The organism is Paenibacillus aestuarii (assembly GCF_027789125.1).
GTDB classification, from domain to species: Bacteria; Bacillota; Bacilli; order Paenibacillales; family NBRC-103111; genus Paenibacillus_E; species Paenibacillus_E aestuarii.
The window spans coordinates 26466-46671 of record NZ_JAQFVF010000071.1 but is presented as its reverse complement, the minus strand read 5'-3'; the positions used below and the strand labels follow the sequence as shown (position 1 = coordinate 46671).

Genomic DNA, 20206 nt, shown 5'->3' with positions numbered 1-20206 from the left:
TGCGGAAGTGTACGGGGAGCGGTGTGCGGGCGGAAGCCCATTCGGCGGCCAGCTGGCTGCAGTTCGGAAATGCCCAATTGCAGCAGCTTCGCGCGTGCTTAAGCGGGCTGTAGTCCGAATTATCCGGACTACAGCCCGTTTTCACCCTCTAGTCAGCGAAACTGCCGCTGCAATTGGGTGAAATCGGACTGCAGCGCGTGCCTGCGCTTCGAGCCCCGCCGCAATTGGGCTAAACCGGACTGCAGCACTGCGCTGGTGCGGAAGTGTACGGGGAGCGGTGTGCGGGCGGAAGCCCATTCGGCGGCCAGCTGGCTGCAGTTCGGAAATGCCCAATTGCAGCAGCTTCGCGCGCGCTTAAGCGAGCTGTAGTCCGAATTATCCGGACTACAGCCCGTTTTCACCCTCTAGCCAGCGAAACTGCCGCTGCAATTGGGTGAAATCGCGCGCCCCAAAATCAAGTAGGCCCATGCGTAATTGCATGGGCCTCTTCACAGATCCTGACGTACGCATCAACGCATCCGTCGTATTTTTACACGCTATGCCTTAGAGAATATGTTTTTTTACATGTTATATGAACATTTTACTTTTAATGGACGTCTAATTCGATATATGGTAAATACTGAAAAAAATGAATTTTACCCATCGGATATAAAAAATGCTGCACCAGTTTGCAATGCTTTTAAGATCACAAATAAATACATAATTTAACGAATCATAATTTGCTGAAAAAAGGAGGTGATAAAGTGAAAAAGTTCTTGCTTATCTTGACAATACTTACAGTGGTTATTATTTCAACAATCTTATTGGACGACAAAATTATTGCTTCTCGTATCGACAAAGAATATAATCCTGCTAAAATTCAACAAGATCAAGAATTTACTCCAGCAAAACCAGGAGATGAAAACGTTATAACCGTCAATAAAGCGGTTATCAATGGTGATATTCAATATGCAAAACCTACTATCAAGCCAAGTAATAAATAAAAGTTGAAATTAATTTTTTACAAATAAAAGAGTAGGATTATACCTTCTCTTTTATTTTTTTGACAAATTTCCAAATATAGGTTTAATTAACTAGAATTATATGTTATATTATACATAATTCTTCCAGTTTACTAGTGACTCAAGAAGAATTAAATAAAATTATAGGAGAGAGTAAAATGAAATCAAAAAAAGTTATAGTTTCTCTACTATTAACATCCGCTTTTATTCTATCTACAGCCCTACCAGCCACTGCTGCTAAAATTTCGCAGGACAATTCTTTTACACAAGCTAATAGTGATGATATTTTAGTACGAAAGGTCAGGGAAGACGTGGAGTCAGGAAAAATTGATTATGCAACCCCCCTACCTGCGATCACTCCCTTTATAGCACAACATGCGATTTATGGAAATTCAGGGACGCAAGGTAATTTTTCTGGTTTAAATTCAGTAGGTGTATATAGTGGTGCATTTTTGTCCGATGGCGGCGATCTTCAAATAAATTCTTATGCACATAGAGATACCACCTCTACTAGCGGTACCTATTATATTACTCCTTATAAATTCAGTGACTGGAGTGCCGCATATACTGACAAAAAAACAACCGCTTCCTACCCGTCGACATCAACTGACTCTACATATGTTTATATTTGGAGTGGTGTAGGTACAGGCTCTTATAAAGCATTAATAAATACAGGCTCAGGTGACTCGTATACCATTTCAGGGCACATTACTGTATACGCCCAAAATTAAGAAAATAACTATTTGCGTTACAGAAAGCAGCCTCAGTGATTAAGCTCTGATGTTGCTTTTTCATTTCAAAAGCACAAGATTACAAAAATATGATTAGTAAATAGTAAATAATCTTCAATGATAGACATCAAGGAGGTAATCATGAAAAGATTTAGAACTGGATATATGTTCCTATTAATTTGTATCGTATTGTGCATAACTGGTTGTAGTAGCAAGTCTATTAAAAAAAGTGAAAATCAACACACTAACCAGACTACCACTCAACAAATTCAAGCTGAAAATTTAGTTAATAATTACTTAACTGCAGTATCAGAAAAAAAGATAGATGAAGCATATCAAATGCTTGATACATCAAATTTACCTGATAGAGAAATTTTTTCTAATAGCATTAATTCAGTAAAAATATCCGGTATTAGTATTACAAAATCCCAAAAAATTGATGATGCAAATTACAAGTTTTTCGTTAACTATACACAAGATGGAAATATATACGAAAATGTACCTTTTTCCACACGGTTAACCGGAGATAAATGGTATATAGTATTAGCAAAACCCGGAGATGCTGAGATAATTCCTCCTAAAGAATCTAAAACTCCTGTATACAACAATTCAAAATGAGCATGGTGATGTCCGTATTGCGTGCATCTTGCCAAGATCAAGAAACTAAATTGTAGGGGAAGATCGGATCCATTATACATTGCGCGTTGCGCTGGGCGCGAAACTGCTCAGCGCTCGTCAAGTCGGGCACATCCGCTACCCAACTCGCTACCCTGCACCGCCCGCGCACACGCCCCAAGCGCTCCCCCCAACCATCCATTCACAAAAACGCATGGATCAAAAACAAAACAGCAAATGCCACGCCCGTGCGCAGATGCCACTTCCGGTCTAGTCTCCTGTAGCGAAACAGTCCTGATACAGGTACTGGCAGCAGCACTAGCAAGGCGAGCAATCCGCTAATGTTGTTGAAATCCCATTTGAACCCGTACATAAACACAGCCACGGTATGCAAAAGGATAAAAGCAATCGCGATAATCGCCATCGGCGTATGCCATCTGCGGGCTAAACGCAGCAGTTGCGCTATCCATTTTTTCACCGTACTTAATCCATCCCACACCCGCAGTTTCATAACTAGCAGCAACACGTAATTAGCTAGCACAAAAAATAAAGCAATCCGGGCATTGGAGCCAAAGCCTTTAAAGGTTCGCTCGAATTGCCGGCTGTGCAAAGCCGCCGAAGAGAGCTGCAGAAGCCCCTTCAACTGCCAAAGCACCAATAGCACAGCGACCACCGCTGCTGCAATTACCCAAACACGATCCTTCTTGGGGATCCATGTTGATGGAGTGACCGTCCCTTCCCTGACACTCATGTTCTTTTCCCCCTTTTGACCTAGGTTTACACGACAAAAAAAGCAAGGTAAACACAAGGAATCCGCATCATCCATGTGTTTACCGGCTCTTCAGCATGCTCCTACTCGTGATGTTACACAGTCGGTCGTTTCAATTCAGCCAAGGCTAGCTCAATATCGTCCTTCAGACGCGGATCCAAATATTGCGGCGCCGTTCGCTTGGATGGGGCGGTGAAATGAGCCAGCGCCTCGACTTCCGCTTCCATCATCAATACCTGCTCTTCCGCTCGCGCAAACCCCTGCGAGGTTGGCTCTGTCTGAAAAGAAATCGCCATCTGATTCAACTGTTTCATGGAGCCTGCAATATTAGCCCGGGAAGCGAGCAGCAGCCGACGGTGATTGAATTCTTCAGCTTTTACGCGCAGTTGTTCAATCTTCTCTTCCAAAGATGCCGTCTGATTCTTGATCGTTTCATATTGCGCTTGATAAGCCGCCAATTTGCCCTCTTCCAGGATTTTTTCCTGCAAAGCCAGCTTCGCGATATGATCTTCGCCACGTTCCACCGCCAATTTGGCTTGGCGCGCTCTTTTAACAATAACTGCCTCGGTTTCGGCAACGAGCGCAGCTTGTCTTTTTTCAATAAATAATTGATTCGCCAGAGCCCTTTGCGCTTTCGACAACTCTTGATTAAACGAACGTAGATATTGATCGACCATATCGATCGGCCGCTCGATTCGATCCAACCACCCATTAGTTTCAGCTAAAACGACATGTTTAATTCGACCAAAAATCCCCATATTCACTCGACTCCTTTGGTATTCGTTGTATGTTGTTGTTCCCATTGATCCAGATAATCAGCTGTCGAAGGAAGCAGCGCCGCTGCAGAAGCCATGTTAGCTCCCTGCACAGCCGTAACGCCAATCGCTTTCTTTCTTCGCTTCCATACCCAATAAAGCGCTGCGCCACCGAGTACAACACCAGCAGCTGCCACTCCAGCTCCCGCCATATCGTGACCGCCAAACCCGCCGCCTTCATGTCTGCCTCCCCGTTCATGGGAGCTACCCGGCCGTTCCAGCGTTTGATGTTGGTTCTCCTTCTCCGTCAAGATGAGCCCTGTGTACGAGCCTACAGCTTGTCTGGCATGTTGAAACGCCTGCTCGTACCTGGATCCGCCCATCTCTTTAGCCGCTACTCCTGCACCAATACCAATAACAGCAACAATCAGCGCGGCAATGATCCATCTCTTGATCCAACGTTTCTCGGATCTGATTCTCATGTTTCTTCCATCCTTTCGTCCTGTTTCTATCTTGCTTACACCGATCACTATACCGATGAAAAGTAAAAGTACGGTAAATGCCCAAAAAAAACACCCTCCCTTCGCAATCGACGAAGAAAGGGCACAAATTTAGGCATAGGGTATTCTTACAATAAAGGTGCTGCCTTCACCTACAACACTGACAACTTCGAGCGATCCGCGATGCGCCTTGACGATCCACTTGGCAATCGACAAGCCAAGTCCTGCGCTTCCTTCCGCTCTTGAGCGGTGCTTCTCCACCCGATAGAAGCGATCAAAAATGCGCGGAACATCATCTGCAGGAATCCCGATGCCGGTGTCACGAACCGATAACGACCATTGCTTCGCCTCCCTGTCCAGGGCAACTGCAATAGTTCCATCTTCTGGCGTGTATTTGATCGCATTGTCCAATAAAATATAGACGACCTGCTTGATGCGCTCGGCATCCCCTGTAACCGTCAGCGTATCGGGGAGTTCTGCCCTTACCGAGATCTGCTTCTTGCTGGCCAAGGCTTCAAAGGATTGCACCCACTGGCGCACCTTTGGCGCTAAATCAAATGCAGCCAGCTCAATCTCGGCCGTGCCGGAGTCAGAGCGGGCTAACAATAGCAGGTGCTGCACCATCCGGCTCATTCGCCCTACTTCCTCTTTCATATCTGACAAAACTTCTTTACTGTACGGAGATAGGTCTTCCCCATGCTCGAGCTCAATGACCTCAAAGGAAGTATTCATGACGCTCAGCGGTGTTCGCAGCTCATGGGAAGCATCAGCCAAAAATTGCTGCTGCTGCTGATAAGCTTTTTGAATGGGAATCATCGCTTTTTTGGACATTTTATAGCTGAACCAAACGGCAACGATGAGAAAGAGAACGATTATGGTGAGAAACACCCAGAACAGAATTTGCAGCACTTCAAAATAAAACGTCAGATCTTGAGCCGCATAAATCGTCTCTATCTTCCCATCCTTGGTCGTAAACGGACGCGCTCCCACAAAAAGGAGTATATCCTCCCGCTTAGGGCCGTGTACTTCCCGCTCATGATGGTGAGGCTGGCGAATCCAGCTTAACCGGTAAGCTTCACGCTGCGGTTGCCACTCAGACATCTCTCGCAAATTCATTGTTCGAGTCATCGGAATCGCTTCACTGCCCGCGACAAAAGCTCCATTTTCATCCAGAACATAATAGAAAAATAGCCCGCTGCCGCTTGAATCCGTCAAGTCGGGAATAACCAGATTCCCGTTCTCTGTGGCATACATCGCCGCTTGCAAATTCGCCCTCTGCTCCTTGTAGACCACACCGAGCATAAGGCCAAACACGATGGCTGAGAATAGCACCAATAAAAGAATAATCAGTCCCGTATAGGTAAGGGTGAGTTTTTTTTGTGTTTGTACAAATAGGTCTTTCTTTGTCGCTGCTTTATTTCGCAAAGCGGTATCCAACTCCCCGGACACTATGAATCATTGGGTTCCCTCCAGCGTCCTCCAATTTTGTGCGCAGCATTTTAACCGTCACATCCACGTTCTTATAGGATACATCATTGCCGATTCCCCATACGCGGTCCAAAATCACTTCCCGAGACAGCACATGCCCCGTGTTCTGGACGAGCAGATCCAGGAGCTGGTATTCGCGCTGGGAGAGCACAACTTCCTCTGACCGTTTGAAAAGCTGATGGGACGTCCGGTTCAACACAAACTCGCCAAATGTCACGACATCGGCTTGAAGAGGCGCATAATTTCGCCTTGTGAGCGAACGAAGGCGGGCGAGCAGTTCATCCATTTCAAACGGCTTCGTCAAATAGTCATCCGCCCCTGCGTCCAAGCCGAGTATTTTATCTTGTAAGGAATCTTTGGCTGTCAGCAGGAGGATAGCCTGGCTATAGCTTGCCGCTCTTAACCGTTTTGACACTTCGATCCCATCCAGCAGCGGCATCATCCAATCTAGAATCAACACATCATAGGAAGCCGCATTGGCAAATTCAAGCGCATCTTGCCCATTTTCCACCCAATCCACATGATAATTACCCTTTTTCTCCAGCACATATTTCACTAATTTCCCCAGTTTCAGATCATCTTCTGCAAGCAGAATGTTCATCTGTCTTCACCTCCCCGAGCTTAGAAAGATAGCTTAGTATAGTTCATGAAAGTTAAAGTACGGTAAAAAGGATAAAAAACACCGGCACACTTCCAATCGTTGCCAAGCCCATCCTCCTCTATTCATCGTACTCTTTTCCTCCATCGCGTCAAAACATGGTTGACGAACGTCTTGGAAATCGTATACATTTGTATTCAGATAGTAACGTATACATATGTATACAAAACAAAAACAAGGAGGATACATCCATGCGTGAAGGCAGACATGAGCATAAAGAACATAAAGAGCACCACGGACATCGCGGTCACGGAGAACATCGGGAACACCGGCGGCATGACAAAGCTGACAAACACAAGTTCAAGGAAGGTTCTGAGCAGCGCTTCCAGAGCGCGCAAACGTTCCGCCGAGGCAGAGCCATCGCTTTCCTGGAGAAGCTGAATGTCAAGCGCTCGACTTTACAGCAGCAGCTATACCAGCCTGAATTCGAGGCGATCAAACAGGTGATCAGCGGTGAATTGAAAGCTGTGGACACAATCATTCAAGAGTTTATCTATACGTTCGAGCTGCGAGAACTGTCCTCAGAGCAGGAGCAAGACCAGGTGCATGAGCAGGGACAGCCGCACGAAGACGAGCAAGGCTCCCAAGCGAATTCACCGGGGGCTTAAGCAAATCTGACACAATGGAGATGAGACGGCATGTGGCAATTAAGATCGTATCTACAGCCTTACTGGAGATCTGCCCTATTCGCGCCATTGTTGATGGTGCTTGAAGTGTATATGGATTTGCTTCAACCGAAGCTGATGGCGCATATCGTCAACGACGGCATCATGCAAGGCAATCTGCCGCTCATCCAACATACGGGCCTGCAGATGATCGGGGTCGCGCTCCTCGGCTTGCTCGGCGGTGTCGGCTGCGCCATTTATTCCACGCGAGCTTCCCAGAACTTCGGAACGGATCTGCGCAGCGGCATTTTTCAAAAGGTGCAGACCCTGTCCTCCCGGCAGCTGGATCAAATCAACACGGGTTCCCTGATTACCCGCTTAACCAATGACGTGACGCAGGTGCAAACCCTTGTGCAGATGAACCTGCGAACGATTCGCGCCCCGCTGCTCGTCACCGGCAGCCTGATCATGGCCATGATGATCAGCCTTCGGCTTACCCTCATCCTGGCCTTTGCAGTTCCTGCGCTTTTTCTCGTTTTGCTTACGTTAATCCGACTTTCCTTCCCACTCTATGCGAATGTTCAGGCGAAACTGGACCGGGTGAATACCGTGCTGCAAGAAAATTTATCCGGCATCCGGGTCGTCAAAGCGTTTGTTCGGGCGAACTTCGAACGCGGACGTTTTGCCGAGGCGAATGAAAGCTACACCGATACCTCGATCAAAGCTGCCCGAATTCTGGCTTTAAACTTACCGCTCATGATGCTGATCATGAATGTCAGTATTGTAGCCGTGCTCTGGTACGGCGGCCCGTGGACATGGACCGGAGGCCTCACCGTCGGGGAGCTGGTCGCTTTTACCAACTATTTGACACAATTGCTCTTTTCGATGCTGATGCTCGGCAATATGCTGTCATTCATCCCGCGCGCGAGGGCATCGGCAGACCGAATACAGCAAGTACTGGCTATGAATCCCGAAATTGAAGATACAAAGAAGCTTGCCCCAGCTCCAGAGCACGCTGTCCATTCAGGCCAGCTGATCTTTGAGCAGGTTTCCTTTGGCTACGGCAGTTCACAAGAGGATATGGTGCTGCAGGATCTTAGCTTTCACGCCGAGCCCGGCCAGACAATCGCCATTCTGGGGGCGACCGGGACGGGGAAATCCTCTCTCGTGCATCTGATCCCCCGCTTCTACGATGTAAGCAAGGGGATCGTGCGGATCGACGGAACGGACGTGCGGCACATTCCGCTGGATCAGCTGCGAAGCCGGATCGCCATCGTGATGCAGCAGACGATTTTGTTCAGCGGCAAAGTGCGGGATAACATCCGCTTCGGGCGGCCCGAGGCTACACAGGAGGAAGTCGAGGCTGCTGCCAAGGCGGCGGAAGCACATCCGTTCATTATGCAATTGCCGGACGGCTATGACACCTACCTCGGTCAAAGAGGCGTGAACCTATCCGGCGGCCAGAAGCAGCGGATTGCCATTGCCAGAGCGCTTCTCATGCAGCCGAAAATATTAATCCTCGACGATAGCACCAGCGCCCTGGATCTTGGCACGGAGTCGCGGATTCAGATTGCGCTGCGAGAGCTGATGAAGATGAGCACGAACCTCATCATTGCGCAGCGGATTTCCTCAGTCATGGACGCGGATAAAATCCTTGTCCTGGAGCAGGGACGAATCGTGGCCGAAGGTAAGCATGGCGAGCTGCTGAAGAGCAGTCCAATCTATCAAGACATTTACCGCTCTCAATGGAGAGAGGAGGAGCTGTCCGATGTCAGCGCACGCTAATCAAACGCAAAGTCCCGGGGGGGCAGCTGGTCCACCGGCTCTCAGCGGACCAGGCGGACAAGGCACTCCCGGAGCCGCCGGCAGGTTCGTCGGCCCCAAGGTGAAGCCCCGCAACACGTACGCCACTGTCAGAAGATTATGGAGCTACCTGTACCGGCAGCGGGCCGGCCTGCTCATCGTCGCACTCCTCACGGTACTGGGCTCCGTTATCGGACTTGTCAGCCCTTATTTGATGGGCAAAGCCGTCGATGATTACTTGATTCCACACGACTACCCCGGCCTTGTCCAACTATGCTTATTCATGCTCGGCTTTTATCTCTTGGGCAGCCTCATTGCCTGGGTGCAATCTTTCGTGATGAATGGCCTGTCCGGACGGACACTGCAGACGCTGCGGCACGATGTGTTCGAGAAATTTCAGCAGCTGCCCTTGCAAGTTTTTGACAGCCGCCCGCATGGCGAGCTAATGAGCAGGGCCACGAACGATATTGAGAATGTGTCCAATTCCTTGAATCAAACGGTGATTCAATTGCTGACCAGTCTCATTACGATTGTCGGCTCGCTCGTGATGATGCTGCGGCTGAATTTGATCCTGACCGTCGTCAGTCTCCTATGCATCCCGCTGATGTGGATGGCGACCTCCAAGATTACGAGCTTAAGCCGCATTGCTTTTAAAGAGCAGCAGCAAGAGCTCGGGGCTTTGAACGGTTTTATTGAAGAAACGGTGAGCGGGCAAAAAGTTGTTAAAGCATTCCGCCGGGAAGCCGTAACTGTCCAGCAGTTCCAAGACATTAACGGCAAGCTGAACCGGGCCGGAATTAAAGCGCAAATCGTTTCCGGCATGGTCGGGCCGACGATGAACTTCGTAAATAACTTGAGCTTTGCGCTTATTAGTGCGGTCGGCGGGTGGATGGCCTTCCACGATTGGACGACAATCGGAGTTATCGTCAGTCTATTAAATTATTCCAGACAATTGAATCGCCCGATCAACGAGTTGGCCAACCAATATAACCTGATTCAGTCCGCCATCGCCGGTGCCGAGCGTGTTTTTGAATTATTGGATATGGACACCGAGTATCGCAAAGAACAGACAACGCCTGCCGTTCGAAGCGTACAAGGCGAAGTCGTTTTCCATGATGTTTCCTTCGGATACTCAGCAGAATCTCCGATCTTGAAGCAGGTTTCCTTCACAGCCAAACCCGGTGATCAAATTGCCCTGGTTGGACCCACAGGCGCTGGCAAAACCACGATCGTCAATCTATTAACACGCTTCTATGACATTCATGCCGGAGCGATTACGATTGACGGCGTCAACATCACACAGATCGAGAAGAACCGCCTGCGCAGCAAGCTGGGCATGGTTTTGCAGGATGCCTACGTGTTCTCCGGCAGCATTCGCGAGAACATCCGATACGGCCGCTTGGAAGCTACGGATGAGGAAGTCGAAGCAGCAGCCAAGCTGGCTAATGCTGACAGTTTCATCAAAAGGCTGCCGCACGGCTACGATACTATCCTGACAGCGGAAGGCAGCAACTTAAGCCATGGTCAGCGTCAGCTGCTGACGATTGCCAGAACCATCCTGGCTGATCCAGAGATCCTTATTCTGGATGAGGCGACGAGCAGCATTGATACGCGAACAGAGATGCATATCCAGGACGCTATGAAAACTTTAATGAAAGGACGTACGAGTTTCATTATCGCGCACCGCTTAAGCACGATTCGCGATGCTGATCTCATCCTCGTGCTGAGTGGCGGACAAATCATCGAGCAAGGGACACACCGCCAACTGCTCGCTGCCCAAGGCTTCTATTATAACTTGTATACAAGCCAGTTCCAGAAATCCGCAAGCGCCAGCGCGGGTGAAACCGGCTAAACCGGCTTGTGAACCCCAAACAATAACCCACGAAAGGAATAATAAATTCCATCGTGGGTTGTCTTTTTTACCTTTTACCAACATGACATAGATGCGCTCGTTCTTCACCGCTTCCCTCGCCATCAAAAACTATTCTACTTCAGGTATCAAGTAGAGGGAGACGCTGCTTACCCTGCAATCTGGCATGATTTCCCTCCCTGTTAAGGGAAATCGGTGATTTATGTGCAATTATTCTTCCGTTTTTGCAGGATACGAAAAAAGGCTGTCCGCAGTCATCCACGATGACCTAGGACAGCCTTTTCCTTGCGCCACTAGCACGCCTAGCGCGGCTCACACTGACGAATGGCGGAAGAGCCCTTCCGCTATCCCCTGTTCTGCTCGCCCGCCGGGCTACTTCACGGCGCCCGCCGTCATGCCGTCCATGAACTGCTTCGAGGCCATGAAGAACAAGACGATCATCGGCAGCGAGGACAGCGTCAGCCCGGCGAACAGCATGCTCAGATCGGTCGAATACTGGCCGAACAGCGAAAGCATGCCCACAGGGATCGTCTTTTTCAGATCGTCCTGCACAAAGATAAGCGGAAAGAAGAAATCATTCCAGGCGGTAATGAAATTCATAATCATGACCGTGCCCAGCGCAGGCCGGATCAGCGGCACAAGCACATGCCACATCACGCCGAAATCGGAAGCGCCGTCGATGCGCGCCGCCTCTTCCAGTTCTCTTGGCAAGGTGCGGAAAAAGCCGGTTAAAATCAGCACAGCCAGCGGAAGCCCGATCGCCGTGTACACACTGATCAACGACCAGAGACTGTTCAGCAGCCCGATTTTTTTCATCAGCAGAAACAACGGCACGATACCCAGCTTAAGCGGAATCATCATGCCAAGCAGAAAGAAAAAGAACAGCGCCGCGTTCCACCGGAACGGATATCTCGCGATATAAAAGGACGCCATCACGGCAAATAGCAAAATCAAAACAACCGAAACAATACTGACAAACACGCTGTTCCAAAAATATGTGCCGAACGGGATTTGCTGCAGCAGCTTGTTATAAGCTGCAAAGGACATCGAGACCGGCAGTGACAAAGGGTTTTTCAAAATTTGGATATTCGTCTTCAAGGAGGAGGTCAGCATCAGGAAAATCGGATACAAACTGACCAGTGCTCCTATGTATGCCCATGCGTACTGAAGCCCTCGAAAAGATTTGCTGGTTTTCATGCTTGGCCTCCTCCCCTAATGTTGTGCCGACTGGTTCCGCGTAAAATACAGGAACAAAGCCGATATGGTAGCAATGATGATAAACAGGACGACAGCCAAAGCCGAACCTAACCCTAGCGCAACCGAGTCGCCGCCAGACGAACCGCCGAAGGCGATGCGGTAGAAGAACACCGCAAGCGTATCTGTCGCATTGTATGGCTCCCCTTGCGATCCTTCCATGGCATATACGAGCTCAAACGCTTCGAACGCGTGGATAAACGTAAACACGGTAATAATGATCAGCGATTGACTCATCATCGGCAGGATGATCGAGCGAATCAGGCGGAAGCCTTTGACCCCGTCAATCCGGGCTGCTTCAATGACTTCCGTCGAAATCGCTTGAAGTCCTGCGAGGAAAATCAGCATGGAGAACCCGATGCCGAACCAGCTGTTCACCAGGGTGATCGAGGTGAGCGCCGTAGCCGGATCGCCGAGCCAAGGCTTCGCCCAGGACACAAGCCCCAGCTTTTTAAACAACACATTGACTACGCCATTATTCGGATTGAGCATCAATTTCCATAAAAATCCAACAACGATAACCGAAAGCAAGCGCGGTAAAAAGTAAGCCATTTTCAAAAAGCCTGAGCCTTTCAGCTTGCTGAAAATTAAATAAGCTAATAGGAAAGCGAGTACGTTCTGCACAACCATTTCAACTAGAAAATAATAAAGATTATGTCCGAAAGCGTTCCAGAACAAATGATTGAACGGTTCTTTGGTGAACAGGCTTACGAAATTGCCGAGCCCGATAAAATCGCCGCGAACGAGACCCTTCCAATCGTAAAAGCTGTATCCAAACGCCGCAGCAATCGGATAGATCACGAACATGATATAAACTGCGAGGGCAGGAATCGGGAACAGATGAACTGCTCCCTTTTTCCACCCGGGCGTTTTGGCCGTGTTATTCATGCCCCCACACCTCTTTCTTGCTTCATTACGGATTTATTATTTCTTAGGCTTGAACCAAGTGTCTGCGCTCTTCTGTACTTCTTCCGCGACTTGCTCCGGTGTCAATTTGTTCAAATACATCCCTTGCAGCGAGTTCTCCAGCGTAACTTTGGTCGTCGGATTGCCGGCGCTAAAATAAACAACGGCTGCGTAAGGCGTGGAGATGGAGTCTGCATTTTTTGTGATTTTGGCGACGAGCGGGTCATTCGCCTGAATGCCAGGGATGGTGCTAGGTTTTTGCAATTCATTCACGGCAACGATACCGAATGCTTTTGTTGTCAAAAACTCCATGAATTTGAGAGCTTCCTGCTTATGTGCGGATTTGGCGTTCACGGCAAACGATCCGTCAACCCAAGTTGTCACTGTTGGCTTGCCGTCCGCTTTTACCGGAGGAACCGGGAACACATCCATCTGCAGATCAGGGTTCGCTTTCTTCATGACCGCGTACTCCCAATCACCCATGACCATCATGGCTGCCTGCTCGGTCACGAACATATTGCGCATGTCATCCATGCCGATACCTACGTAGTTGTCAGGGAAATATGGCACCAAATCTTTCATTTGTTTGATCGAGCTCACGAATTCAGGGCTCTTGAAATTAGCGTCGCCGCTCAAAATTTTCTTGATGAAATCCGTTCCATAGACAGACGGCGCAAGCGCTCCCTGGGTCAGCGAAAGAATCCAGCCTTCCTTGGAACCGAAAGCGAATGGCGTCACTTTATTTTGCTTCAGCGTATCCGCTGTTTTGATCAGCTCATCCCATGTCTTAGGCTCTTGCAGGTTATATTTTTGGAAAATTTTCTTGTTGTAAAAAATTTGCGTGGAACTGAATACGGTTGGCACCCCGTACACTTTGCCATTGCTGCCAGTTGCAGCCAACAACGTGTCCTTGGAGAAAGTGTCCATACCCTTCACGCTATCCAGCGGCTCCAGATAACCGGCATCGGCGAGCGCTGCGCCAGCCGCATAAGGACGCAGATGAATAATGTCAGGACCGCTGCCGCTTTGCAGCGCTGTATTCAAGGACGTGTTGTATTCCGTGTTTTTGGTCGGTTTAAATTCAAGATCAATGTTCGGGTTCGTCTTCTTGAATTCAGCAATGATTTTCGCGTAAGCTTCGGTATCCTCCGTACGCCAGCTGCCGATTGTCAGTTTTACCTTCTCCTGTGCAGCTGTAGTTTGTGCTGGTGCTGCACTGGCAGAAGTAGCTGCCGGTTGCGCGGAACTTGCACTGTTATTGGTGCTGCTGCTGCAACCAGCCAGCATGGATGTTGCAGCAATCATCGTTACTAATGCCCCACTAAATACACGTTTCATTGAATAGCCTCCCTTTAATAATTGCATCTATGTTTAACCTCATGCGTGACATGAGGGCCAAACCACTTGGAGCTCTAATCGAAATCGTAAGCGGTTACAACACGTCGTTATCCGTTCCGTTTTCCAGCCTTAACCGCCTGTCTTGTATTCTCTAAAGATTGCACGCTTTCTTCGTAGTGATTGCCGGCAATGCCGATATACAAAATATCGATCACATTCAACTGGGCGATCCGGGATGCCATCGCGCCGCTGCGAATACTTTTCTCCAGCGTACTCGTAAAAAGCTGAATGTCGGCCAGCTCCGCGACAGGATTCGAACCGAAACGCGTCAGCGTAATGACGACGGCGCCATTGTGCTTGGCGATCTCCAGCGAGCGGATCATATCTTCCGTCTGTCCGGAGTAGGAGATCCCGAAGACGACATCGCCGGGCAGCAAGTTGGCGGCAATCGTCGCTTGCGCGTCAAACCCGGCGCCGATCTCGCACCAACGGTTAATCCGGGATAGCTTCTGCTTGAAATCCTCGGCGATCATAGCCGATGCTCCGATACCGAACAAACCGACCTTCCGTGCTGCGCTCAGAGCAGCAATCGCTTTTTCGACACTCTCAGGAGACAGCAAGGACAAAGTATCCTGGATCGAAACGATATTGTTGTGGGACACCGATTCGATGAGATGTCGCGTGGATCCGTCTGTCCGGATTTCCTGGTACGTCTCCGTCGACTGCAGCGTATGCGATAAGTCGCCGGCAATTCTCAGTTTTAATTCCTGAAAACCCTTACAATGGAGCGTTCGCGATAACCTCACAATCGTCGCTTCACTCACTTCCGCATATTCCGCGAGCTTCTGTACGGATAGCCCTACGACCTTTTCCGGATGCTGTAATATGTATTCCGCTACCTTACGTTCCATAGGCGTCAAACTGCCCATAGCTGTTTGGATACCAACTAATCCACCTTTTAGCATCGCATTCATCCTTTGTGATTGATCAGTAGCAAAACTCTTATGTATATTCTTATTATAGGAATAAAATTTCAAACCGTAAAGATGTTATTGAAATTTTGTTTCGAGAGCCAATAACCTTGTCATTTTGCCGCACAGCGCCGTGTATGTTTGTGCAGCGCGCTAAGGCAGAAAAGCCGCTTTCGGCGAGCCGGCGGCTGCCCTAGCGGCGTGTTTGCCTGATTTAATCTACTTGAACATGACCCGCGATACAATCACGCCAATAATGACCAAGATCGTCACCCACGAGAGCGGATGGGCCCAATTCAGCGTAAATCCAAAACCAAACGTTTTGGGGACAAACACATTGGCATCCTCTTTATTGTAGTAGAAAAGTGCGCCGTGCGTTTTTCTGTATGCATCGACTTCTTCGTTTGTCCATCTTCTTTTTGCCATCTTCCTTGTTCCCCTTTCAATCGCAACCATCGTATATGCCACATCACATCACTTTCTTATCCTTGTCCAGGGGATGAGCAAGTGCTTTTTTTCTATATTAGCAGGAAAGGGGGAAGTCAGTCATGAGAACAAAACCGATGGTTTTAACGACTAACACACAGTTTGTTATAAGTATTATCAACGAGATTAAAGTCGCTCGTAAAAATACCCCAACCAGCATCAGCCGGTTGGGGCCCTTTTAATTAAATTGCCAACAGCTTAAGCTCAAGTTGCCATACTGGTAACTGCGATGAACCAGCTTGGCCTGCCGATTGGCGTCGCCGGATCCCATCGCAAGCAGCAGCGGGATAAAATGCTCGCTCGTCGGCACCGCCTCCTGCGCATAAGGCGCTTGTTCATGATATTGGAACAAAGCTTCTGTATCCCAAGACTCGAGCTTATTCTGGAGCCAGTTGTCGAACTGCTCCGCCCACTCGTCGACTCCTTGCGAGCGCCAATTCAATTTCCTTAAATTGTGGACGGTTCCGCCGCTGCCGATAATCAGCACATCCTGCTCGCGAAGCTCCCCTAACGCCTGACCGATTTGATACTGCTGCTCGTTGGACAAATAGCGGTTCACGGATAACGCGATCACCGGAATATCCGCATCCGGGTACAACAGCTTCAGCACCGCCCAGGCCCCATGGTCGAGTCCCCGCTTCTCATTGATTACACTTTGAATGCCGTGCTTTGCAAATAGCGATTGAACGAGCCCGCTCAGCGCACGGTCGCTTGCAGCCGGGTAAGTCATCTGATACAGCTCGTCCTGAAAACCGCCGAAGTCATAGATCGTCTCAAACGTTTCCGCAGCGCCGATCGCTTGCACCTTCTCTTCCCAGTGGGCGGAAAAAAGCACGATCGCTTTCGGTTTAGGGGTTTGCTCTTTGAATTTTTTCAATAATTGGGTGTAAGCATTGTCTTCAAGTACGATTGATGGCGCGCCATGCGCAAAGAAATATGATGGCATCATAAAACAGCTCACTCCTTATTCATTAATCCGGCATCTTGCTGAAGCCAGTTCAGAACATCATGCTGGTTGTCTTCCGATACGCCGTGGTCAGTCGGATATAACTTAAATGTCAGGGATGGAGCAAGATCTTGGAAATAGGACGCATTCTCGTGCCCGATGCGAATGGGGAAGATGGAATCGTACTCGCCATGGGAAATAAATATCGACACGTCCTTCACGCTGCGCAGCGGGTATTCCGTCTTCACGAATTCTGGCACATACCCGTTCAGGGCCACGATCCCCTTCAGCTGATCTCCCATCGTCAGCGCAAGCGTCATGGCCAGAATGGCGCCCTGGCTAAAGCCGAGCAAATAGCGCTTGCTCGCATCGATCGGGTACTTCTCCGTAGCATATGCAATGAACGCTTGGAGCTTTTTCACCGCTTCGTCAAACAGTTCCCGAATGGGATTGCCCAAGCTTTTCAAATCGTAATACTGGTAACCCGAGCCGAGCGGCAGATCGCCGCGAATGCCGATAATGATAAAATCGTCAGCTAGCGGCGCGACCAAACCGAACATATTGTGTTCGTTCGAGCCTTTGCCATGCAATGTAAAGATGACCGGGTATTTCTTGGCCGAATCCATTCGGGCCGGCAAATGAATGTCATATAGATAAGCCGGATTCATTTATAGAATCCCCCTTCGTTGTAAGTTAAATGCTGAGCTTGTTCATAATAAGACGGTCAAGCGAAAGCGCCGGCGGATTCGCCACAACCAGATACAACGAGATTAAAATATATCCGAGCTCCAGCTCGTAACCAGGCGTTTGCGCATTGCCGAGAAGTCCGGCGGACAGCTTAGCTGTAGCAATTGCGCCGATGAGCATAATCACGAACAAAGCAGAGACATAACGAGTAAACAAGCCCACAATCATCAGGATGCCCCCGATAAGCTCAAGCATAGTCACGACATAAGCCAAAAATCCAGGTATCCCGATAGAGCTAAACCATGCATCCACATTGCCAAGTCCCATTTGTAGTTTGGCGATACCGTGGGATAAAAAGATAGCTCCCATCAGCACGCGCATAATGATAGAAACAATGGCTGTCTTCGACATTTGTATCATTCTCCTTCGAAATATTAGTTATATAAAAATAAATTTTATACAAGTAATTTATTATATTGTACTGTAGCGTGTCAATCATTTTTTTGTTAATATGTAATTATCTTTTGTATTACTAATATTTTATAAAGGGTGCTATCGTATGGATATCGGCTCTACAATCCGCGCGATTCGGAAACGGAAGAATATTACCATCGCGCAAATTTGCGAAGAAACCGGCTTATCTCAAGGCTTCATGAGTCAGGTCGAAACGAATAAAACGTCACCTTCCATCGCAACGCTGGAGAGCATTGCGCAAGCATTAAAAGTTCCTTTGGCCTATTTGCTTTTGAAAAAAGAAGAACGTATGCACATTGTCCGCAAAGACGAACGGAAAATAACGACAACCGGATCGGAGCAATTAAAGGTGGAGCACTTGAGCTCCACGAAGAACGTACGGATGAGGCTGGTCGAGTTCCCTCCCGGCACATCTACGGGGGATACGCCCCATGCGCATGAAGGCGAAGAAGTGCATGTCGTCATTCAAGGGAAGATCTATGCCGAGCAAGGGGAAGATGCGGCGGAATTCGGTGAGGGGGATTCCTTCAGTTGGAACGCTTGCACGCCCCATTTGGTGAAAAATATGGGTGAAGACACGGCTATCGTGTTGATATCGATCTACACCGAATCGGACAGCGGAAGCGATCTTCTGTAAAAGACAAAAAGCAGTCCCGAAAGTTTGCATTCGGAACTGCTCTTTTTTTATTGAACACGTTCATCCCATATCCGGTTAAACCAGTCGTAAGCCACTTGGCCTGAGATCTCATGATCCCCATCAAAAAGATCGAGTGCCAGCCGGTCCTCCTTGCCAAGCAGCTGGTAGACACGCTGAATCTGCTCGAACGCCTCCAAGGTGGATTTAACTGGAAAAATCGGGTCTCTGGTACCCGCTTCGACAAGCAGCGGTTTAGGCGCGATCAATCCGATGATATCCGGCATTTCCGCGACGAGCGAGAGGCCTGGCACATAATTGTCTATACAATGTTGAATCGATAAAATGCTATCTTTGAATGTATTGGTATAGCCGCTGACGACCGCTGCGGATATGCGATCATCGATGGCCGCGGCAAAGGAGCAGACCAAACCGCCGCCCGAAATCCCCATGCATCCGATCCGATTGGGATCCACGTCCTCGCGCTCCAGCAAATAATCGATACAGCGCAGCGTTTCGAACACGCGATAGCCCGCCATCGTTTGGCCCATCGCCAAGAGGAACGTCGACAAGCGATGACAACTGCTGGATGCTTCCGCTTGCGCATCACTCTCCAGCCTGCGGTCGCCAAATCCTAGCAATTCCGGCGCAATCGTGATATAACCTCGGCGCGCCAGTTCAACGGCAAAGTTTTTTTGATATCCGCTGTCCCCGCTCTTCTTCGCTCCGTCAGGGGTTAGGCCAACGATATCCTTGCTTCCATAGCCATGGCCGTGGCAAGCAATGACCGCGCCTGTTTGCGCTCCGCGTTCATGGGGAACGAGCACATAGACCGGCATATGGAGCCCGGGATAGGTCTCGATCTGAATCCGCTGGCGCATATAGTCACCGCAATCTTCGGATTCCAGCACGACAGGGGCGAGCTTGGGACTGTCCGCCGGAGGTCCGCCTAACAGTGACACGAATCGCGTTCGCAACCGCTCCCTCCACGCGCTCCATTCCTGACGTGTAGTTGCCTGAAAGTGCTCAGAGGGCGTCACGCCCCCGAATAGATCCTTGACATATTGATCCGGGTTCCACATGCAGGACTCCTCCTCATTTATTAAAATGACACGTACGCTTGCGCATGCTCAAATAAATACGCCCGGTCCAGCGGCTCACTTAGCTCCGTGTTTCCGGAAGGTTGTCCGAGCTTCACGGCTAGATCCATGACCGCTGCTGCCATCGTTTCGGCTCTCAACGGGCCCCAAGCCTCTTCCTTGGACTGCACGTAGTCCAAGCTCTCGATCAGGCTCAGCCCTTTCATCCGCTGAAAAAGCGAAGCCCATAAAGCAAAATCTGTTGTCATCGTTGACGATGCGAACGCAAATCCTTTTAATCCATATGCGCCTGAATGGGTCGAAATGACGAGGAGACCACAAATAGCGTCAGACCCGGTACCCCGCAGCAAGCTCGCTGACAGCTCCCGATCAAATCGGAAACATTCGATTCGGGTAATTTTGCACGGCTGGAAATAAACGGATGGTTGTGAGTAAAGTACGGCAGATTGACGCGGGCGCACGCTTAATTCATACGCGAAAGCTTTATGTATTTTCGTTGCTTGCAAACGTGAATAGTCAGGAATGGGTATCGGCATGTGTAGCCCTCCTTATGGCAATCTGAAAACAAAAAAACCTTTCTCCGGATCAGAGAAAGGTTATAAAAAATCAATGTAA

23 protein-coding genes are annotated in these 20206 nt (G+C 49.0%); 7 read left to right on the top strand and 16 right to left on the bottom strand.

The genetic code is table 11. From position 1 onward, the window contains the following. Window positions 1-152: 152 nt before the first annotated feature. The gene (locus tag O9139_RS25300) at window positions 153-401 is read right to left on the bottom strand and encodes a hypothetical protein (protein ID WP_270884536.1); all 249 of its coding nucleotides are present in this window, start codon (window positions 399-401) and stop codon (window positions 153-155) included. Window positions 402-743: 342 nt separating this feature from the next. On the opposite strand from O9139_RS25300, the gene O9139_RS25295 reads away from it, so the two are divergent. From O9139_RS25295 to O9139_RS25285, 3 genes are all read left to right on the top strand, one after another. After that, window positions 744-983, top strand: a complete 240-nt coding sequence (locus tag O9139_RS25295; protein WP_270884535.1) for a hypothetical protein — start codon at window positions 744-746, stop codon at window positions 981-983. A gap of 176 nt (window positions 984-1159) precedes the next feature. Next, window positions 1160-1732: a hypothetical protein gene (locus tag O9139_RS25290; RefSeq protein WP_270884534.1), complete on the top strand. Its 573-nt coding sequence runs from the start codon at window positions 1160-1162 to the stop codon at window positions 1730-1732. 141 nt (window positions 1733-1873) lie between these two features. Further along, on the top strand, window positions 1874-2350 hold the full coding sequence (locus tag O9139_RS25285) for a hypothetical protein (RefSeq protein ID WP_270884533.1): 477 nt from the start codon (window positions 1874-1876) through the stop codon (window positions 2348-2350). Between the two features lie 199 nt (window positions 2351-2549). On the opposite strand, the gene O9139_RS25280 is transcribed toward O9139_RS25285, so the two are convergent. The 5 genes from O9139_RS25280 to O9139_RS25260 form a co-directional block, all read right to left on the bottom strand. Next, on the bottom strand, window positions 2550-3098 hold the full coding sequence (locus tag O9139_RS25280; protein ID WP_270884532.1) for a hypothetical protein: 549 nt from the start codon (window positions 3096-3098) through the stop codon (window positions 2550-2552). A gap of 113 nt (window positions 3099-3211) precedes the next feature. Next, window positions 3212-3874 (bottom strand): PspA/IM30 family protein, encoded by a 663-nt coding sequence (locus O9139_RS25275; RefSeq protein WP_270884531.1) that lies wholly within the window; start codon window positions 3872-3874, stop codon window positions 3212-3214. Between the two features lie 2 nt (window positions 3875-3876). Continuing rightward, the gene (locus O9139_RS25270; RefSeq protein WP_270884530.1) at window positions 3877-4353 is read right to left on the bottom strand and encodes a hypothetical protein; all 477 of its coding nucleotides are present in this window, start codon (window positions 4351-4353) and stop codon (window positions 3877-3879) included. A gap of 129 nt (window positions 4354-4482) precedes the next feature. Beyond that, window positions 4483-5796, bottom strand: coding sequence for a sensor histidine kinase (locus O9139_RS25265; protein WP_270884529.1), 1314 nt, complete (start codon window positions 5794-5796; stop codon window positions 4483-4485). Beyond that, window positions 5786-6460: a response regulator transcription factor gene (locus O9139_RS25260; RefSeq protein WP_270884528.1), complete on the bottom strand. Its 675-nt coding sequence runs from the start codon at window positions 6458-6460 to the stop codon at window positions 5786-5788. The genes O9139_RS25265 and O9139_RS25260 overlap by 11 nt, the downstream gene beginning before the upstream one ends. A 248-nt stretch (window positions 6461-6708) precedes the next feature. Between O9139_RS25260 and O9139_RS25255 the strand changes: the two genes are divergently transcribed. Genes O9139_RS25255 through O9139_RS25245 form a run of 3 tightly spaced genes read left to right on the top strand, consistent with a single transcriptional unit; the run spans window position 6709 to window position 10777 of the window. Next, on the top strand, window positions 6709-7125 hold the full coding sequence (locus O9139_RS25255) for a hypothetical protein (RefSeq protein WP_270884527.1): 417 nt from the start codon (window positions 6709-6711) through the stop codon (window positions 7123-7125). Between the two features lie 30 nt (window positions 7126-7155). Continuing rightward, on the top strand, window positions 7156-8907 hold the full coding sequence (locus O9139_RS25250; protein ID WP_270884526.1) for an ABC transporter ATP-binding protein: 1752 nt from the start codon (window positions 7156-7158) through the stop codon (window positions 8905-8907). Further along, the gene (locus O9139_RS25245) at window positions 8891-10777 is read left to right on the top strand and encodes an ABC transporter ATP-binding protein (protein ID WP_270884525.1); all 1887 of its coding nucleotides are present in this window, start codon (window positions 8891-8893) and stop codon (window positions 10775-10777) included. Before O9139_RS25250 ends, O9139_RS25245 begins: the two co-directional genes overlap by 17 nt. A gap of 390 nt (window positions 10778-11167) precedes the next feature. Here O9139_RS25245 and O9139_RS25240 read toward each other — a convergent pair whose 3' ends face one another. From O9139_RS25240 to O9139_RS25205, 8 genes are all read right to left on the bottom strand, one after another. Then, entirely contained in the window at window positions 11168-11992 is an 825-nt protein-coding gene (locus O9139_RS25240) for a carbohydrate ABC transporter permease (RefSeq protein WP_270884524.1), read from the bottom strand. 15 nt (window positions 11993-12007) lie between these two features. Beyond that, window positions 12008-12937: a carbohydrate ABC transporter permease gene (locus tag O9139_RS25235; RefSeq protein WP_270884523.1), complete on the bottom strand. Its 930-nt coding sequence runs from the start codon at window positions 12935-12937 to the stop codon at window positions 12008-12010. Window positions 12938-12973: 36 nt separating this feature from the next. Further along, window positions 12974-14293: an ABC transporter substrate-binding protein gene (locus O9139_RS25230; RefSeq protein WP_270884522.1), complete on the bottom strand. Its 1320-nt coding sequence runs from the start codon at window positions 14291-14293 to the stop codon at window positions 12974-12976. A gap of 107 nt (window positions 14294-14400) precedes the next feature. Continuing rightward, window positions 14401-15258, bottom strand: a complete 858-nt coding sequence (locus tag O9139_RS25225) for a MurR/RpiR family transcriptional regulator (RefSeq protein ID WP_456299769.1) — start codon at window positions 15256-15258, stop codon at window positions 14401-14403. A 225-nt stretch (window positions 15259-15483) separates the two neighbouring features. Continuing rightward, window positions 15484-15690 carry a DUF5808 domain-containing protein gene (locus O9139_RS25220; protein ID WP_270884520.1) on the bottom strand — a complete coding sequence of 69 codons (207 nt, stop codon included), beginning with the start codon at window positions 15688-15690 and terminating at the stop codon, window positions 15484-15486. 238 nt (window positions 15691-15928) lie between these two features. After that, a complete protein-coding gene (locus tag O9139_RS25215) occupies window positions 15929-16699 on the bottom strand; it encodes a dioxygenase family protein (protein WP_270884519.1) in 771 nt (256 codons plus the stop codon). An 8-nt stretch (window positions 16700-16707) separates the two neighbouring features. Continuing rightward, window positions 16708-17364, bottom strand: coding sequence for an alpha/beta hydrolase (locus O9139_RS25210; protein ID WP_270884518.1), 657 nt, complete (start codon window positions 17362-17364; stop codon window positions 16708-16710). 25 nt (window positions 17365-17389) lie between these two features. Continuing rightward, on the bottom strand, window positions 17390-17794 hold the full coding sequence (locus O9139_RS25205; protein ID WP_270884517.1) for a DoxX family protein: 405 nt from the start codon (window positions 17792-17794) through the stop codon (window positions 17390-17392). A 148-nt stretch (window positions 17795-17942) separates the two neighbouring features. Here O9139_RS25205 and O9139_RS25200 point away from each other — a divergent pair, with 148 nt between their 5' ends. Next, window positions 17943-18494, top strand: a complete 552-nt coding sequence (locus tag O9139_RS25200; RefSeq protein ID WP_270884516.1) for a helix-turn-helix domain-containing protein — start codon at window positions 17943-17945, stop codon at window positions 18492-18494. A 47-nt stretch (window positions 18495-18541) separates the two neighbouring features. Here O9139_RS25200 and O9139_RS25195 read toward each other — a convergent pair whose 3' ends face one another. After that, a complete protein-coding gene (locus tag O9139_RS25195) occupies window positions 18542-19573 on the bottom strand; it encodes an alpha/beta hydrolase family protein (protein WP_270884515.1) in 1032 nt (343 codons plus the stop codon). A gap of 20 nt (window positions 19574-19593) precedes the next feature. Then, a complete protein-coding gene (locus tag O9139_RS25190) occupies window positions 19594-20127 on the bottom strand; it encodes a hypothetical protein (RefSeq protein ID WP_270884514.1) in 534 nt (177 codons plus the stop codon). Window positions 20128-20206 lie beyond the last annotated feature (79 nt).

Excerpts from the sequence above, each read along its gene's own strand:
- O9139_RS25290 (WP_270884534.1), top strand. The coding sequence starts at position 1,160 with ATGAAATCAAAAAAAGTTATAGTTTCTCTACTATTAACATCCGCTTTT.
- O9139_RS25285 (WP_270884533.1), top strand. The coding sequence starts at position 1,874 with ATGAAAAGATTTAGAACTGGATATATGTTCCTATTAATTTGTATCGTA.
- O9139_RS25280 (WP_270884532.1), bottom strand. The coding sequence starts at position 3,098 with ATGAGTGTCAGGGAAGGGACGGTCACTCCATCAACATGGATCCCCAAG.
- O9139_RS25275 (WP_270884531.1), bottom strand. The coding sequence starts at position 3,874 with ATGGGGATTTTTGGTCGAATTAAACATGTCGTTTTAGCTGAAACTAAT.
- O9139_RS25270 (WP_270884530.1), bottom strand. The coding sequence starts at position 4,353 with ATGAGAATCAGATCCGAGAAACGTTGGATCAAGAGATGGATCATTGCC.
- O9139_RS25260 (WP_270884528.1), bottom strand. The coding sequence starts at position 6,460 with ATGAACATTCTGCTTGCAGAAGATGATCTGAAACTGGGGAAATTAGTG.
- O9139_RS25255 (WP_270884527.1), top strand. The coding sequence starts at position 6,709 with ATGCGTGAAGGCAGACATGAGCATAAAGAACATAAAGAGCACCACGGA.
- O9139_RS25250 (WP_270884526.1), top strand. The coding sequence starts at position 7,156 with ATGTGGCAATTAAGATCGTATCTACAGCCTTACTGGAGATCTGCCCTA.
- O9139_RS25245 (WP_270884525.1), top strand. The coding sequence starts at position 8,891 with ATGTCAGCGCACGCTAATCAAACGCAAAGTCCCGGGGGGGCAGCTGGT.
- O9139_RS25240 (WP_270884524.1), bottom strand. The coding sequence starts at position 11,992 with ATGAAAACCAGCAAATCTTTTCGAGGGCTTCAGTACGCATGGGCATAC.
- O9139_RS25235 (WP_270884523.1), bottom strand. The coding sequence starts at position 12,937 with ATGAATAACACGGCCAAAACGCCCGGGTGGAAAAAGGGAGCAGTTCAT.
- O9139_RS25230 (WP_270884522.1), bottom strand. The coding sequence starts at position 14,293 with ATGAAACGTGTATTTAGTGGGGCATTAGTAACGATGATTGCTGCAACA.
- O9139_RS25225 (WP_456299769.1), bottom strand. The coding sequence starts at position 15,258 with ATGCTAAAAGGTGGATTAGTTGGTATCCAAACAGCTATGGGCAGTTTG.
- O9139_RS25220 (WP_270884520.1), bottom strand. The coding sequence starts at position 15,690 with ATGGCAAAAAGAAGATGGACAAACGAAGAAGTCGATGCATACAGAAAA.
- O9139_RS25215 (WP_270884519.1), bottom strand. The coding sequence starts at position 16,699 with ATGATGCCATCATATTTCTTTGCGCATGGCGCGCCATCAATCGTACTT.
- O9139_RS25210 (WP_270884518.1), bottom strand. The coding sequence starts at position 17,364 with ATGAATCCGGCTTATCTATATGACATTCATTTGCCGGCCCGAATGGAT.
- O9139_RS25205 (WP_270884517.1), bottom strand. The coding sequence starts at position 17,794 with ATGTCGAAGACAGCCATTGTTTCTATCATTATGCGCGTGCTGATGGGA.
- O9139_RS25200 (WP_270884516.1), top strand. The coding sequence starts at position 17,943 with ATGGATATCGGCTCTACAATCCGCGCGATTCGGAAACGGAAGAATATT.
- O9139_RS25195 (WP_270884515.1), bottom strand. The coding sequence starts at position 19,573 with ATGTGGAACCCGGATCAATATGTCAAGGATCTATTCGGGGGCGTGACG.
- O9139_RS25190 (WP_270884514.1), bottom strand. The coding sequence starts at position 20,127 with ATGCCGATACCCATTCCTGACTATTCACGTTTGCAAGCAACGAAAATA.